A 15170-nucleotide genomic window follows, 5' to 3' on the forward strand; every position below is an offset into this window, starting at 1 on the left:
GTCCGCGCCGAGAAAGCCGATCACCAGTAGGGTGCGTGCGGGCCGATGAGGAGGGACGCATGCGGTTTCGGAATTCGCTCGCGCTCGGGCTGACGGTGCTGGCGCTCGGCGGCTGCACGTCGAAGATCGGCGGTACGGCCGCACCGGTGCCCGGCCAGGGACCGGTGATCACGAAGGCCGAGCCGTGCGCGCTGCTGACGCAGGAGCACGCGACGGCGCTGGGAGTCGCGTATCCCGGTGCGGAACGCCCCGCCAGGCCTGAGCAGAAGGTCCCCGCGGTCTGCCGGTTCAAGAAGTCGGACGACGTGCGCAAGGCGTCGAACCTCGAGGTCTCGTTGAGCAAGGACCTGTCCTTGAACGACTACATGAGCGGCGCGCAGCCCGGCGAGAAGTTCGGGATCGGCGGTTTCACCTGGACGCGGTACGCCACCATCCTCGGCAAGACCTACTGCTCGCTGAGCACGGAACTCACCTCGGACACCTTCGTGGAGATCGCCAGCGAGAGCCCCGACCGCACCGAGGGCAACGCGTGCGACCTCGCCAAGGCGGCGGCCCCGGCCGTGGCGTCGAAACTGCCGGGCGGGCAGCAGGATCCGCAGATCACCGCCCCGCCAGGGCAGAAGCCCGCCGAGCCGGGCGGGCCACTCGTGACCACGGACCCGTGCGCCATGCTCAAGCCCGAACAGACCGCCCAGTTGCGCCTCGGCGCGGCAGGCGAGCCGATGAAGTCCACCTCCGATCCGAATGTGGTCGGCTGCGAGTGGGCCGACACCGACGGCGACAAGGGAGAGAAGGCGTTCGACCTCTGGTTCTACCCGGCGAAGCCGATGGACGAGGTCCCCACGCTGATCACGCAGGGTGAACCGCAGGATTTCGACTCGGGTGACCGCAAATGGAAGCTCTACACCGAGTCGGGCAGCAAGTTGTGCGCGGCGGGCCTCTCGATCACCGCGACGTCGACGGTGGCGATCATCGCGGGCAACCTCGATGATCCTGCGAAGGCGTGTGAGGTGATCAAGGCCGCCGTCCCGATGCTGAACGGGACCTTGCCCGCTTCGTCTTAGTCCGACACCTCGTCGGCGATGTGCTTCGCGATCTCCAGTGCGCTGGTCGCCGCCGGTGAGGGCGCGTTGAGGACGTGCACCTGGTTCCGCGCGGTCTCGATCAGGAAGTCGTCGACGAGCGCGCCGTCCGGGCGCAGCGCCTGCGCCCGCACGCCGGAGCCGTGCCGCACGATGTCGTCCTCGGTGACGGCGGGGACGAGCCGCGCGAGGCTTTCGGCGAAGCGGCGGCGGGAGAACGATCGGCGGACCTCGGCGAGCCCGGTCGGATACGCGTACTTGCGCGCGAGCCGCCAGACGCCGGGGAAGCGGGCGACTTCGGCGAGGTCCTTCGCGGAGACGTCGCGCCAGGTGTAGCCCTCGCGGCGCAGCGCGAGCACGGCGTTGGGGCCGGCGTGCACGCTGCCGTCGAGCATGCGGGTCAGGTGCACACCGAGGAACGGCAGCGACGCGTCCGGGACCGGATAGATCAGGCCCCGCACCAGGTGGCGGCGTTCGGGCTTGAGTTCGTAGTACTCGCCGCGGAACGGCACGATCCGCGCGCTCGGGGTGAGCCCGGCGAGCCGCGCGACCCGGTCCGCGTGCAGGCCCGCGCAGTTGACGAGCGCGTCCGCGTGGATCACCTCGTCGCCGGTCGCCACCTCGACGCCACCGGTGCGGCCCGCGCGGATGCCCAGCGCGGGCGTGCCGAGGCGCAGGTCGGCGTCGGACTCGTCGAGCAGCCGGACCAGTGCGGTGCAGACGGCCGGGAAGTCGATGATGCCGGTGGACTCCACGCGTAACGCGGCGACGCACGAGACCTCGGGTTCGTACTCGCGGGCCTCACCCGGGGTGATCAGCTTGGCCGGGACGCCGTTGGCTTCGGCCCGTTCGGCGAGCACCTTCAGCGCCGGAAGCTCCGTTTCGGCGGTGGCGACGACGAGTTTGCCGCAGGCCTCCACCGGCACCCCGTACTGCCGTGCGAAGTCCACAATGGACCGGTTGCCCGCGGTGGACATGCTCGCCTTGAAGGACCCTGGCTTGTAGTAGAGCCCGGCGTGCACCACGTTCGAGTTGTGCCCGGTCTGGTGGGCCGCCCAGCGGTCCTCCTTTTCGAGCACCGTGACGTCCAGGCCCCGTTTGGTCAGTTCCCAGGCCGTGGCGAGACCGACGATCCCGCCCCCGATGACTACGACAGTGCGCACGATCGACCAGGTTACCCGGGCCGATACCTGACAGTCGTCAGGTTAGCTGGTAGGTTACCTGACCAATGTCAGGTAAGCGGTTGAGCAGGGACGAACGCCGGGAGCGGATCCTGGCCGCGGCGGCGCGCGTGTTCGCCGCTTCCGGATACGACGCGTCCGGGATGCGCGAGGTCGCGACGGCGGCCGGGATCACCACGCCCGTGCTCTACGACCATTTCCCGTCCAAGGCGCGGCTGTACGCCGGACTGCTGGAGTCCGAAGTGGACAGTCTGCTGGCCGGCTGGGACGCGCTGCCGCAGTCGGACACCGCCGAGGAGCTGCTGCGCGGCAGGGTCGCCGCGATCTTCGCCTGGATGGAGACGAACGAACGCGGTTGGCGGATGATCTTCGCCGAGACGCCGTCGGATCCGGCCGTCGCCGAGGTGCACCGGCGCGGGCAGGTCAGAGCCACCGGGCAGCTGACCAAGGTGTTCGCGCAGGTCCCTGGCCTGGCGCTGACCGCGGATCTGCCGCGTGACCGCGCGAACGAAGCTCTCGCCGAAGCGGCGAAGAGCGCACTGAACGCCATCGCCACCTGGTGGTGGAGCAACCGCGACATCCCGCGGGAGCAAGTCGTCGCGCTCACGACGGATCTGTTGTGGCGCGGTCTGGGAAACCTGATCCAGGAGGACGTATGAGCGTGCGGACCACCGAGCGGTACCGCCGGGCCCTCGAGACACGGGACGTCGACCTCGCACTGAGCGCCTTCGCGCCGGACGCGGTGGTGCACTCGCCGCTGACCGGCCGGGTCCGGTTCACCGGGCACACGGAACTCGGGCCGCTGCTGGAAGTCGCGTACTCGCATCTTCGCGACGTTCGATTCCACACCGACACCGGTGACGCCTCGACGCGGGTCGTCGTCTACAGCGCGCGCATCGGCGGTGAGGAGATCGAAGAGACGGCGGTGCTGAAGCTCGACGAGGACGGGCTCATCGCCGAAGCGACGTTGTTCGTGCGGCCGCTGCCCGGGCTCGTCGCGCTGATGGACGCCTTCGGCCCGGACATCGCGCGCCGCAACGGCCGCCCCTTCGCGGCGCGGTTGCTCGCTGTGGCCGCCAAACCCTTGTTGGCCATGGTCCGGTCGGGCGACAAACACGCCGTCCCGCTCGCCGGACCGAGGAGCTGAAGGACGCTTTCCCCGCATGTGACGTAGGGAAAGCGCCCTTCACCGCGTCGCATGCGGGGAAAGTCCCCTTCAGCCCGTCGGAACGGGGGCCGGCGCAGGCTCCTCTTCTGGATCTTCGAGAACCTTCGGCACCCCGCGCAGCGTGAACAACGCACTGACCGCCAGCAACGCCATCAGCCCCGCCGAGGCCAGCATCGTCACCTGCATCCCGTCGACGAACGCCAGTTTGGCGCTGTCCAGCACCACGGCGCCTTGCGAAGGCGGGAGCTGCGTCGCGACCTGGACCGCGCCACCGAGGGTGTCCGCGATCGCCCCGGCCGCCTCGGGCGGCACACCCGCCGGGATGACGAGTTCGCTGCGGTACAACGCGCCGAGCGCACTGCCGAGGACCGCGATCCCCAGCGCGCCGCCGAGTTCGGTCGCCGTTTCGGAGATCGCCGACGCCGCGCCCGCCCTGGCCTTCGGCACGACGCCGAGCACCGTGTCCGTCGCGGTCGCGAGGATCAGCGCCAGCCCGACCCCGAAGATGATCATCGCCGCGAGCAGATCCGTGTACACGATCGTCACGCCGATACCCGAGTACAACGCGAAGCCGACCGCCGAAAGACCGCACCCGAGCGCGATCGTGACCGCCCGGCCGAACGCCTTGATCGCCAGCGGCGCGAGTACCCCGCCGAGGATCGCGCCGCCCATCCCCGGCAGTCCGGCGAGCCCGGCCTTCAGCGGCGTCCAGCCTGCCACCAGCTGCAGATATTGCGCGAACATCAGGGAGACCGCGAGCTGCGCGAACATCGCCAGGATCGTGGTGCCGACGGTCGCCGAGAACGCCCGCTGCGCGAACAGTTTCAGGTCCATCAACGGCTCGGCCAGCCGCGGCTGCCGCAGGACGAACGCCACCACGCCGCCGAGGCCGAGTACCGCGGCGACCGTGATGTCCCAGTGACCCCACCCCTGGTACGCGACTTCCTTGATCGTGTAGACGATCCCGACCATGCCGACGATGGACAGCAGCACGCTGACCACGTCGATCCTCCCCGGTACCGGGTTCTTCGACTCGGGCAGGATCAGCGCGCCGGCGATCACCAGCACGATCACCACCGGCACGTTGACCAGGAACACCGAGCCCCACCAGAAATGGTCGAGCAGGACACCGCCGACGAGCGGCCCCATGCCGAAACCGAGGATCGTCAGCCCGCTGGAGACCCCGATCGCGGCCGCGCGTTCCTTGCCGGTGAACACGTTCCGGATGATCGACAGCGTCGACGGCATCAGCGTCGCGGCGGCGACCCCGAGCAGCGCGCGGGCGGCGATCAGCAGCTCCGCGGTCGGCGCGTACGCCGTGATCACCGAAGCGACGCCGAACAACGACGCCCCGATCAGCAGCAGTTTCTTCCGGCCGACGCGGTCACCGATGTTGCCCATCGTGATCAGCAGCCCGGCGAGCGCGAACCCGTACGCGTCGGCGATCCACAGCATTTCCGTTGTCGACGGGCGCAGCTGTTCCGAAAGGGACGGCAGCACCAGATGCAGGACGGTCAGGTCGATCGCGATCAGCAGTTGCGCGAGGACGCAGACCACGAGTGTGCCGATCTTGCGGCCCTTGCCGATGTTCACCTCGACACGCCGAAGGTGAGTTCCGGCGAGTGGCGCGCGGCGCCGTTTTCGCCGTCGCCGAGATAGAACCGCGTGCTCATGGTGCGGGCCGCCGGGTCGAAGACGCTGCGCCACAACGTCCGCCACGGCGCGCCCGGCTCGATCGCGACGGATACCGCGTCGAGCGCGTCGCGCGGCCCGGTGTCCGCCTCCTTGGTGAGGGTGCGCAGTCGCCGGTAGGTGAGGAAGGTGCCGGGGGTGTCCTCCGGCAGCGCGTCGATGTCCGGGTGCCGGTGCAGAGGGTGGTTCGTGACGCACAGCGGCCCGTCGGCGACCTCGACGAAGTACTCGACGTCGTACGCGCCGCGTTCGTAGACGAAGCCGCGGCCGGAGGCGTCGGCGACGATGTAGTGGCAGGGCGCCCCGTGGTCGTACTGCTTGGCGAGCATCAGCGCTTCCTTGGCCTCGTCGACGTTCTCACAGGTATCCAGCAGATACCGGCAGACCTGCGGCACCGAGAGACCCGCCTGCGGGCCGGGGTCGTGCTCCAGTGGCGCGGCCGCTTCGATGTCGGCCATCAGCAACGCGACGACGAGCCCGGCCTCGTTGACGCCTTCCATCGCACCGTCCACGGTGGACATGGAAAGCGACGTCGAGGCGATGCCGTCGTCGGGGATCGTGGTCAGCACATAGGGCCGCGACGCCATCGGCACCGTTGCGTCGTCGACGGGGTCCGCGCCCGCCATCACCGCCCCGAGCTGTGTCCAGCTCAAGGTGAAGAAGTCGTAGTTCCGGCCGAGCGTGCCGCCGTTCCACACCGCCGAGCAGCCGGACCCGGCGGGCAGCGCCGAGGCGTCGTCGAACGAGACCGCCGCGTCCACCGCGAGCCCGTAGGCCTCGGCGAACCCGGCCGCGCGTTCGGCGTACTGCGGCCAGTTCCGCGCGAACCAGACGCGCCGGGCCCTGGCCACGATCGGATCGATCGGCGGCGGAGACCAGCCGGAGCGCGCCTTCATCTCGGCCGCGAGCGCGTGGCCGATCTCGGCCTGGGTGCCGCGCAGCGTCAGATGCCGCACGGCGAGGAAGTCTTCGGGTGATCCCGCGATGTAGGTCATGGCGGCGAGCGTGGCCGCGACCGCTGACGACGCACGCACCGGCGGCTGACCGTCAGTGGCCGTGCTTGTCATCGGAATGTCATGTGCCCCGCGCGAAAGTCGTTCCATCACCGCAACGACAAGCGAGGGATTCCATGATCGGCAACAAGGTCTACATGATCGCCGGGGGCGTGTTCTGCGTTCTCTTCATCGCACTGGCGATGGTCGACTTCTCCACCGGCTACCCGGAGGACGGCCTCGAAGACCTGGGTTACGCCGCGCTGAGCGCCATCGCCGGCGGCGTGCTCTTCGTCCTCGACCGTCGTCAGCGTGAGCGCCGGGCGGCCGCCGGATCGCAGCGTGACGCCCGATGAGGAACATCGACGGCGGCTTTCTCGCCGCTCCGGACCAGGCCGCGCTCGACCAGCGCGAACGGGACGTCCGCAAGGGCAAGCTCGCGCTGATGCTGACCGTCGCCGGCGCGTTCGTCGCGCTGGTCGCCGGTTACCAGGTCCTCATGGACTTCTCGCCGGTCTCGCTGGTCGTGACGTTGATCGCGCTGGCCGCCGCCGTCGGTGGCGGCGTGCTCACCAAACACCTGATGCGTGCCGTGCGGTTCCGGGTGCACAAACCGAACGCGGGCCTGATCGGTGCCGCGAAACTCACCGGGCTCCTGGTGGCCTTCTTCGCGATCGCCGCCCTTCTCGGCTCGATCGAAGCGCCCGGACCGCTGCGCATCGTCCTGATCGCCGTCGGCTGCGGCGCCATCGCCTACGTGAAGTCGCTGCACGACCAGCAGTGGGTGCTCTTCGAACTGGACGCGGTCGGCGTCCGGGTCGAGCGGACGGTCGTGCCATGGCGTGACGTCACCCGGCTCACCACCGACCCCGTCGGCCCCGGAATGACCCGGCTCGGCGCGGTCCCGGTCAACGCGGAACCGCTCTACGTCGCCGTCCAGGACAGCGAACTCGACCCGAGCTTGCTGGCCGTCGCCGTCGGCCGCTTCGCGCCGCAGGGGATCTTGTTGACGGGCGCTCAGAACCCCGTCAATTGAGCGGCACCGCGCAGGCCGAGCCCTCGGCGGTAGGCCCGGTCGAAGTCGTCACCCAGCCGCTCCCGCACGGTCGCCCGGAGCAGGGCGGCGTCCAGATCGACGGCGAACGGGGTGCCCCGCACGGTCACCGCGGCGCCGATCAGGACCGCCGCCCGCTCGGGGTCGCCCCGGAGCAGCGCGACACCGGCGAGCCCCTCGACCGCGCAGGCCGCGGTGGTGCTGTCGTGCCACTGATCCGCCGAAGTGAGCGCCAGCCGGTGCAGTTCGTCCGCCCCGTCCGCGTCACCTTCGGCGGCCAGGACCCAGCCGAGCGAGATCCTCGCGACGGCGCGGACCCCCTCGGACGCGAACGAGCCGCCGGGGCACTCCGCGAGCGCGAGTTCGCTCAGCGTTCGAGCCGCGGCCAGGTCGCCTTCGTGCCGGGCGAGGAAAGCGAGCCCGATGTAGCCCCCCGCCCGGCTTTCCGGCATCCCGGAGCGGCGCGCGATCTCGATGGCGAGTTCGTAATCCGCCCGCGCCCCCGCCGCGTCGCCGTGGAGCAGTTTGCTTCCGCCGCGACGGCACAGCAGGTCCGCGTTGTCGTCGGACGCGCCGAGTTCCCGCATCAGCCGGAGTGCCTCGTTCATCGTTTCGAGGGCTTCGGCCTGCCGGTTCGTCCAAGTCAGGATCTGTGACAGGTGGTCGAGGGCCATCGACAGGCCCCAGCGTTCCCCGAGTTCCCGAAACGCGTCCGCACCCTCGCGTAGGAAGCCTTCCGCCGGTTCGAGATCGCCCTGCATCAGCGCGCGGAGGCCGTAACCGGTCGGCGCGAGGGCGAGGCTCCAGGCGTCGCTGTGCGCCAGCAGGGCCTGACTGCGCCTGATCAGCGCGTCGTCGTCACCCGGCGGACCGGTCACGACACCCATCAGCAGGAGCAGCGCCGGATTCCGCGGCGCCTCGGCCATGTTCCGCACGAGGTCGTCCATAGCCGGGTAGTGGCGGACGAGGGCCTCGTGGCCACGGAGTCCGGCGGCGGCGTTGAGCACGGAGAGCTGGTACTCCTCTTCGAGACCGTCCGGCGGCCGCTGTCCGAGGTGTTTGATCACTTCCAGGCTCAGCGTCGAGCCTTCGAACCGGCGCCCGCGCATCCACCAGTACATCACCAGCGACGCCGAAAGTCGCAGCGCGATCCGCGCGTCGGCCTCGGAAGCCCAGCGCAACGCGGCCAGGAGGTCGTCGTAGGCGGCGTCGAGACGGTCGAGCCAGACCAGCTGGTCACCGGTGCGCAGAAGCGGGTCAGCCTCTTCAGCGAGGGCGAGGAAGTACTCGGCGTGCGTACGCCGCATCTGCTCGGTCTCGCCTGCTTCGGTGAGTTTCTCGGCGAAGAAGGCTCGGATGGTTTCGAGCATTCGATAGCGATTCCCGGCGCGTTCGACGAGTGATCTGTCCACAAGGGACGGAAGCAGGTCCTCGATGTCCGGCACGGCGCAGACCGCCTCGGCGTCGGCGAGGCTCGTGGCGCCGGCGAACACGGTCAACCGCCTGCCGAGCCGCCGTTCGTCCTCGTCGAGCAGGTCCCAGCTCCATTCGACGACGCCGCGCAGGGTGCGATGCCGGTTCTCGGCGACCCGGCTTCCGCGCGAGAGCAGGCGGAATCGGTCATCGAGCCTGGCGGCGATCTCGCCGACGGGCAGCGTCCGGACACGTGCCGCGGCGAGTTCGATGGCCAGCGGCAGCCCGTCCAGCGCGGCGCAGACACGCTGGACGTCGCCCGCGGTGGTGTCGTCGACGGCGAATCCCGGGTCATTGGCCTGAGCGCGGTCGGCGAACAGGCGCACGGCGGCGAACTCCAGCGACCGGCCGGGCGCCGTACCCGGCGGTGGCACGGCGAGCCGCGGCACGGGGGAGACGACCTCGCCGGTGATGCCCAGCGGTTCGCGGCTGGTGGCGAGCACCCGCAGAGCCGCGGCCGCGCCGAGCAGCCGGGCGGCCAGTTTCGCGGCGGCGTCGACCAGGTGCTCGCAGTTGTCGAGCACCAGCAGCACCGCCCGGTCGGCCAGCGCGTCGATCAGCCGCTCGAGCGGCGCGTTCTCCACCGGAGCGGTGACCGTGCCGAGCGGGACCGTTCGCAGGCCGAGCGCGGTCAACACGGCGTGGGCGACATCGGTGTCCTCGGTGTAGGGCGCGAGTTCGACGAAGACCACCGGGAGGTCCATCTCGGCGGCGGTCTCGATGGCGAGCCGCGTCTTACCGGTCCCACCGGGCCCCGTCAGCGTCACCAGCCGGGAGCGGTCCAGCTGGGCGAGCACGTGCCGGACATCGCCTTCGCGGCCGATGAAGCTGGTGAGCTGGGCGGGGAGCGGCGCCGTCTTGGCCTTGGCGGGCGGCTTCTCACCGCGCAACACGGCCAGATGCGCGGCGGCGAGGTCCGGCCCGGGATCGGTGCCGAGTTCCTCGGCGAGGACGCGTCGGGCGCTCTCGAACGCGGTCAGCGCGTCAGCGTGGCGCCCGGCGGCGTGCAGTGCGCGGATCAGCAGCGCATGTAGCCGTTCCCGCAGCGGTTGGTCGTCGATGACCTCGCGAAGTTCGGCGAGGACGTCTTCGTGTCTTCCCAGCCTGAGGTCGGCCTCGACGCGGTCCTCGATCGCCGACGTTTTCAGCTCGTTCAGTCTCGTGACCTGGGGATCGCGGAACGGCGCGTCGGTGATATCCGCGAACGCCGGGCCACGCCAGAGACCGAGAGCGTCGTGAAGCAGTTCGGACGCCTTCGCGGCATTTCCCGCTGTAAGAGCGCGCCGTCCTTCGGCGGCGAGCCGCTCGAACCGGTGCACGTCGACGTCGTCGGAGTCCACGGCCAGCCGGTAGCCCGCCGGGCTGAACTCGACGGGTGCGAGGTCCCTCAGCGCGCCGCGCAGCCGCGAGACCTGCGATTGCAGCGCGTTCGCCGCGCCTTCGGGTGGCTGCTCGCCGTAGAGACCGTCGATGAGCCGCTCCGCCGGGACGACCCGGCCCGCCTCCAGCGCGAGCAACGCGAGCAACGTCCGGACCCTGGGCCCGCCGACCGCGACGGCGGCGCCGTCCTCACGCCGCACCTCCGTCGCCCCCAGAACGCCGAATCGCATGGGTCAGAGACTAGGCCTGGAAGCGCAGCTTTTCCGTTGAGGGCGGTGGCGGGGGCATGGATGGATCAGAGCATTGTCGACCTGGGCGGATCCAGCCCGCCCGAGATCGGCTGAATGGCGTCTATACACTTCGGCCGGTCCCCACGCAATGGGAGAGGGCTGCGGGAGAGGGTGAAGAGGAATGTCTGAGCAGGAACAGGTGGTCCTCGGTCAGCCGACCGTGGGCGACGAAGAACTCGCGGCTGTCGCCGAAGTCTTCCGGTCCGGCTGGCTGGCAGGCGCCGGCCCCGCGTGCCGCCGCTTCGAGGAGCGCTTCGCGCGGACCGTCGGCACCGCGCACGCCCTGACCACCAGCAACTGTGGCTCCGCACTCTTCCTCGGGCTGCGTGTACTCGGTGTGAAGCCGGGCGACGAGGTCATCGTCGGCGACTACACGTTCCCCGCCACCGGCCACGCCGTGCTCCAGGCGGGTGCGACGCCGGTGTTCGCCGACATTCGCCCGGACGTGTGGAGCGCCGACCCCGTTTCGATCGAAAGCTTGATCACCCCCCGCACCGTCGGCATCCTCGCCGTCGACGTCGCCGGGCAGCCGGGAGATTTCGACGAGTATCGCGCCATCGCCGACAAGCACGGCCTGTGGCTCTTCGAGGACGCCGCCTGCGCCGCGGGCGCGACCTACAAGACCCGCCCGGCCGGCAGCCTCGCCGACCTGGCCGCGTTCTCCTTCCACGGCCGCAAGGGCATCACCGCCGGCGAGGGCGGCGCGCTGGTCTCGGACCGCGAAGACCTCATCGCGCACGCGCGCAAGCTGCACACTTACGGCATCGAGCCCGCCATCACGCGTGAGGGCTCTGGCGCGCTGCCGATCCCGGAGTTCCACGAACTGGGTTACAACTTCCGGCTCTCCGACGTGCAGGCCGCGATCATGAACGTCCAGCTGGACCGGCTCCCGGACCTGCTCTCGGCCCGCCGGTCGGTGGCCAAGCGCTACCACGAGGCGTTCGAGAACCTGTCCGCTCTCGACGTCCCGGTCGAACTGCCGGACCGCGAGCACCCGTGGCAGGCCTACCTCCTCACGGTGGCCCCGGAGATCGACCGTGACGCGCTCGCGCTGCGGATCCGCGAGCAGGGCGTGCAGTGCAACTTCGGCACCTACGCCTCGCACCTTCAACCCATCTACGGCAAGAACCAGACCTTGCCGGTCTCGGCGGACCTCTTCGCCCGTCACCTCGCCATCCCGATGCACGCCAACCTCACCGATGCCCAGGTCGAACGGGTCATCGAGACCGTCTGCGCCGCACTGCCGAGCTAGGAGAGAAATGCCCGACAAGAAGGTCCTCTTCACCGGGGGCGGCGGTTTCATCGCCGCGCACGTCATCCCGATGCTGATCGAAGGCGGCTACACCGTCCGCGTCTTCGACAACATGACGCGCGGCGACCGCGCCAGGATCAACGAGTTCGTCGCCACCGGCAAGGTCGAACTGGTCGAGAAGGACGTGCGCTACGGCGGCGCCGTGCGCGAGGCCATGCGTGGCTGCACGCATGTGATCCACTTCGCCACCGTGTCGATCAACAAGTCGGTCGCGGACCCGCACGAGTCCATCGACATCAACATGGTCGGCAACCACAACGTCTTCGCCGCCGCGGCGGACGAGGGTGTCGAGCGGGTCGTGTTCGCGTCGACCGCGTCCGTCTACGGTGACCCGAAGCGGCTGCCGATGCACGAGGACGACGAGCTCAAGCCGCTCACGCCGTACTGCATCTCGAAGCGCGCGGGCGAGGACATGCTCGGCTTCTACGAGCGCACCAAGGGCCTGTCCTGGAACGCGCTCCGGTTCTTCAACGTGTACGGCCCCGGCCAGAAGATCGAGGCCTACTACACGTCGGTGATCAACCACTTCATCCAGCGCCTGCGGGCGGGTCAGCCGCCGGTCATCGACGGCCGCGGCGACCAGTCGATGGACTTCGTGCACGTCACGGACCTGGCCCGCGCCGTCGTCTCGGCGCTGGAGTCGGAGCAGGCAAACGTGCCGATCAACATCGGCACCGGCATCGACACCTCCATCGCGACGCTGGCGAAAATCCTCATCGACGCCGTCGGCGTCAACGTCGAGCCGCTGTTCAACGAGCGTGACGTGCTGGTTTCGCGGCGTGCCGCGGACATCTCCCGTGCCCGTGAGGTCCTCGGCTGGGAGCCGAAGATCTCCGTGGAAGAGGGCATGCACGAGCTGGTCAAGGCCTCGGAATGAGCCCCGCCGACGTGCTCTTTCCCGCGGAGGCGGCGTGGTAATGGCGCCGGGGGAGAGCCGCCACCTTCGCATCGCTGTCGTCAACAACTTCTTCCCGCCGAGGGTGGGCGGAAGCGCGCACATGGCGGCGTCCCTGGCCGAGCAGTACGCGGCACGCGGGCACGAGGTGCTCGCGATCACCGCGGCCTACGCCGACGCCCCGGCCGACGAGACGAAGGACGGCTACCGCGTCGTCCGCCTGCCCGCGGTGAAGATGCCGCAGCTGGGCCTGTCGATCGACTTCGACATGAGCTTCGCCTCGCCGCGGCCGGGGAACTGGCGGCGGCTGTGGAAGCTGCTGGACGAGTTCAAGCCGGACGCGATCCACCTCCACGGGCAGTTCTTCGACCTGTCCTGGCTGGCCGGGTTGTACGCGCGGCGGCGGAAACTGCCGACGCTGCTGACCATCCACACGCTGCTGATCAGCGACAACAAGCTGTACGGCGGCGTCTTCCGGTTCCTGGACACCGTGCTGGTGAACCCGATCCTGCGCTACCTCAAGCCGCGGTACGTCATCCTCGACAAGCTCGGGGTCGACTACTGCGTCGAGCGCTACGGCACCAGTGACGACAACTCGGACTACTTCCCGATCGCCGTCGACACCGGGCACTTCGAGAAGCCGCTCACGAAGGATGTCCGGGCGGAGCACGAACTCGGCGACGGTCCGGTGATCGTCTCGCTCGGGCACGTGATCCCGCTGCGCAACCGGCTCCCGCTGGTCGAGGCGCTTCCGTCCATTTTGGCCAAGCACCCCGAGGTGAAGGTGGTCGTCGTCGGCCGCGTGTACCACGACGTCTTCCTGAAGCGGGCGGAAGAACTCGGCGTCGCGGACGCCATCATCGTCACCGGCGCCGTGCCGAAGGCGGACGTGCCCGCGTACTTCGCCGCGGCCGACATCGTCACGCACGACCTCAACGGCGGCTGCGGCACCGCGTCACTGGAGGCGATGCTCTCGGGCACCGCGACCATCGCGTCGGTCACCGAGGACAACTATCCCGGCATCGAACTACGCAACGGCGAGAACATCCTGCTGGTGCGGCCGGACGACAGCGAGGCGGTGGCGAACACCGTCATCGAGCTGCTCGACGACCCGGAGAAGCGGGCTTTGGTGGCACGGCGGGAAAGCGCGATGGTGCGGGCCAACTTCGGCCTCGACGTCGTCGCCGAGGAACACCTGCGCACCTTCGAGAAACTGGTGACCGAGGCCGATGTTCTTCGATGACGAGCGCAGCAACCGCCTGCGCCCGCAGATCCTGACCGAACTCGTCTCGCAGTACATGAACGACGCCGAGCGCGCTCGTTTCTACGGACTGCCGGAGTCGACGCGGGTCCGCGAGCGGGTCAAGATCATCAGCCCGGAGAACCTGAAGATCGGCGAACACTGCTGGATCGGCGAAGGCGCCGCGCTCGACGCTAGCGGCGGGCTGGAGATCGGCGAGCACACCAGCATCGGCCTGAACACGCTGATCTTCACGCATTCCAGCTGGCTCGCGAACATGACGCTGCAGAACCACTCCGGCAGCGACCTCATCGAACGCAAACCGGTGAAGATCGGCAAGGGTTGCTTCATCGGCGGCCTCGTGGTGATCATGGCAGGCGTGACGATCGGCGACTTCGCCACCGTGCAGCCGAACTCCGTGGTCGCCAAGGACGTCCCGCCGCGTACTTTGGTCGCCGGCAACCCCGCGCGCGTGTTCCAGAGGTACGACGACGAGTACATCGAGTCCGAAGTGGAGCGTGTGCGCGGCGAGAACGCCCGGCGCCGGGCGCTGGCGGAGGAACGCGGTGACACTCCGGGGTCGTGGGGCGCTCCGGCCGGCGACTTCACGGAGTAGCCGCTGCGGCCCCGCAACTCCTCACCGTAATGGGATGTCACTTTCCGTGGTGATACGTTCACCGGGAAACCATGGGAAGATGGTCCGGTGATCACGGGCGAAGGAGGAGTTCGATGAGTGTTGTGCACTGGCCTCACCGCCTCCTGACCCTCGACGACTGGGCCGCGCTGCCGGAAGAACCCGACTTCCGGGCAGAGGTCGTCGAAGGAGTCCTGGTCTTGGCCCCTCGGCCGATGTCATTCCATCAGCTCGCGGTCACTCGCCTCGGGTACCTGCTGAACGAGCACTTGCCCGAACCGCTCATGGCGCTTTCGGAGGCCGAGCTCGTCGTCGCGGAACTTCCCTTGACGGTTCGTGTCCCGGACGTTCTCGTCACGGCGACGGAACTCGTCGAAAAGAACCTGCCTCGTTACGCCGCCGAGGACGTACAGCTCGTGATCGAAGTCCTGTCGGAAGGTACTGGCCGTACCGACCGGGTCACCAAGTTCTCCGAGTACGCGGAGGGCGGGATCGAGCACTACTGGATCGTCGACCTCGACGCTCCGGCGAGCATGATCACCTACCGCCTGGTCGACGGCGAATACGAGAACTTCGGCGAGCACACCGGCAAGGTGTCCCTCGACTTCGACGGCACCCCGCTCACTCTCGATCTCGACGCCCTCACCACGCGGCGCGCGCAGCGTCCCTGAGCAAGCTTCTCGGAACCCAGGCGCCCCGCGGTGATCGAAGCCGGCGGGAACCAGCACCCCGCCGAGCCCGACTACTAAGCTCAGTGTGCGAGTTTCCGGCCGGAGG

Annotated in this window: 14 protein-coding genes; 10 read left to right on the forward strand and 4 right to left on the reverse strand. The window is 69.3% G+C overall.

Going from position 1 to position 15170, the window contains the following annotated elements; translation table 11 throughout:
• The first annotated feature begins 59 nt into the window (after positions 1–59).
• A complete protein-coding gene (locus ACM6LR_RS27075) occupies positions 60–1064 on the forward strand; it encodes a DUF3558 family protein (RefSeq protein ID WP_414936347.1) in 1005 nt (334 codons plus the stop codon).
• Here ACM6LR_RS27075 and lhgO read toward each other — a convergent pair.
• Positions 1061–2245 carry an L-2-hydroxyglutarate oxidase gene (gene lhgO / locus ACM6LR_RS27080; protein ID WP_414944765.1) on the reverse strand — a complete coding sequence of 395 codons (1185 nt, stop codon included), beginning with the start codon at positions 2243–2245 and terminating at the stop codon, positions 1061–1063. The two genes, ACM6LR_RS27075 and lhgO, sit on opposite strands and share 4 nt — an antisense overlap.
• Before the next feature lie 80 nt (positions 2246–2325).
• Here lhgO and ACM6LR_RS27085 point away from each other — a divergent pair, with 80 nt between their 5' ends.
• Both ACM6LR_RS27085 and ACM6LR_RS27090 read left to right on the forward strand, forming a co-directional pair.
• On the forward strand, positions 2326–2922 hold the full coding sequence (locus ACM6LR_RS27085; RefSeq protein ID WP_414944766.1) for a TetR/AcrR family transcriptional regulator: 597 nt from the start codon (positions 2326–2328) through the stop codon (positions 2920–2922).
• Positions 2919–3410, forward strand: a complete 492-nt coding sequence (locus ACM6LR_RS27090) for a nuclear transport factor 2 family protein (protein ID WP_414944767.1) — start codon at positions 2919–2921, stop codon at positions 3408–3410. The genes ACM6LR_RS27085 and ACM6LR_RS27090 overlap by 4 nt, the downstream gene beginning before the upstream one ends.
• 69 nt (positions 3411–3479) lie before the next feature.
• Here ACM6LR_RS27090 and ACM6LR_RS27095 read toward each other — a convergent pair whose 3' ends face one another.
• On the reverse strand, positions 3480–5024 hold the full coding sequence (locus ACM6LR_RS27095) for an MFS transporter (RefSeq protein WP_414944768.1): 1545 nt from the start codon (positions 5022–5024) through the stop codon (positions 3480–3482).
• Positions 5021–6190, reverse strand: a complete 1170-nt coding sequence (locus ACM6LR_RS27100; RefSeq protein ID WP_414944769.1) for a C45 family autoproteolytic acyltransferase/hydolase — start codon at positions 6188–6190, stop codon at positions 5021–5023. The genes ACM6LR_RS27095 and ACM6LR_RS27100 overlap by 4 nt, the downstream gene beginning before the upstream one ends.
• A 62-nt stretch (positions 6191–6252) precedes the next feature.
• Between ACM6LR_RS27100 and ACM6LR_RS27105 the strand changes: the two genes are divergently transcribed.
• Positions 6253–6471, forward strand: coding sequence for a hypothetical protein (locus tag ACM6LR_RS27105; protein WP_414936341.1), 219 nt, complete (start codon positions 6253–6255; stop codon positions 6469–6471).
• Positions 6468–7151, forward strand: coding sequence for a hypothetical protein (locus ACM6LR_RS27110; protein WP_414944770.1), 684 nt, complete (start codon positions 6468–6470; stop codon positions 7149–7151). The genes ACM6LR_RS27105 and ACM6LR_RS27110 overlap by 4 nt, the downstream gene beginning before the upstream one ends.
• Here the strand turns inward: ACM6LR_RS27110 and ACM6LR_RS27115 are convergent.
• Positions 7133–10252 (reverse strand): BTAD domain-containing putative transcriptional regulator, encoded by a 3120-nt coding sequence (locus ACM6LR_RS27115; RefSeq protein ID WP_414944771.1) that lies wholly within the window; start codon positions 10250–10252, stop codon positions 7133–7135. The genes ACM6LR_RS27110 and ACM6LR_RS27115 overlap by 19 nt on opposite strands.
• A 181-nt stretch (positions 10253–10433) precedes the next feature.
• Between ACM6LR_RS27115 and ACM6LR_RS27120 the strand changes: the two genes are divergently transcribed.
• The 5 genes from ACM6LR_RS27120 (at position 10434) to ACM6LR_RS27140 (ending at position 15064) form a co-directional block, all read left to right on the forward strand.
• Entirely contained in the window at positions 10434–11564 is a 1131-nt protein-coding gene (locus ACM6LR_RS27120) for a DegT/DnrJ/EryC1/StrS family aminotransferase (RefSeq protein WP_414944772.1), read from the forward strand.
• Between the two features lie 7 nt (positions 11565–11571).
• The gene (locus ACM6LR_RS27125) at positions 11572–12501 is read left to right on the forward strand and encodes an NAD-dependent epimerase/dehydratase family protein (protein ID WP_414936337.1); all 930 of its coding nucleotides are present in this window, start codon (positions 11572–11574) and stop codon (positions 12499–12501) included.
• Positions 12502–12541: 40 nt separating this feature from the next.
• Positions 12542–13762 carry a glycosyltransferase family 4 protein gene (locus ACM6LR_RS27130; protein WP_414937090.1) on the forward strand — a complete coding sequence of 407 codons (1221 nt, stop codon included), beginning with the start codon at positions 12542–12544 and terminating at the stop codon, positions 13760–13762.
• The gene (locus tag ACM6LR_RS27135; protein ID WP_414936336.1) at positions 13749–14375 is read left to right on the forward strand and encodes an acyltransferase; all 627 of its coding nucleotides are present in this window, start codon (positions 13749–13751) and stop codon (positions 14373–14375) included. The genes ACM6LR_RS27130 and ACM6LR_RS27135 overlap by 14 nt, the downstream gene beginning before the upstream one ends.
• 113 nt (positions 14376–14488) lie before the next feature.
• Positions 14489–15064, forward strand: a complete 576-nt coding sequence (locus ACM6LR_RS27140) for a Uma2 family endonuclease (RefSeq protein ID WP_414936335.1) — start codon at positions 14489–14491, stop codon at positions 15062–15064.
• Positions 15065–15170: the final 106 nt, after the last annotated feature.

Origin of the sequence: Amycolatopsis sp. cmx-11-32 (genome assembly GCF_047608695.1) — a bacterium.
In the GTDB taxonomy this organism is placed as follows: domain Bacteria; phylum Actinomycetota; class Actinomycetes; order Mycobacteriales; family Pseudonocardiaceae; genus Amycolatopsis.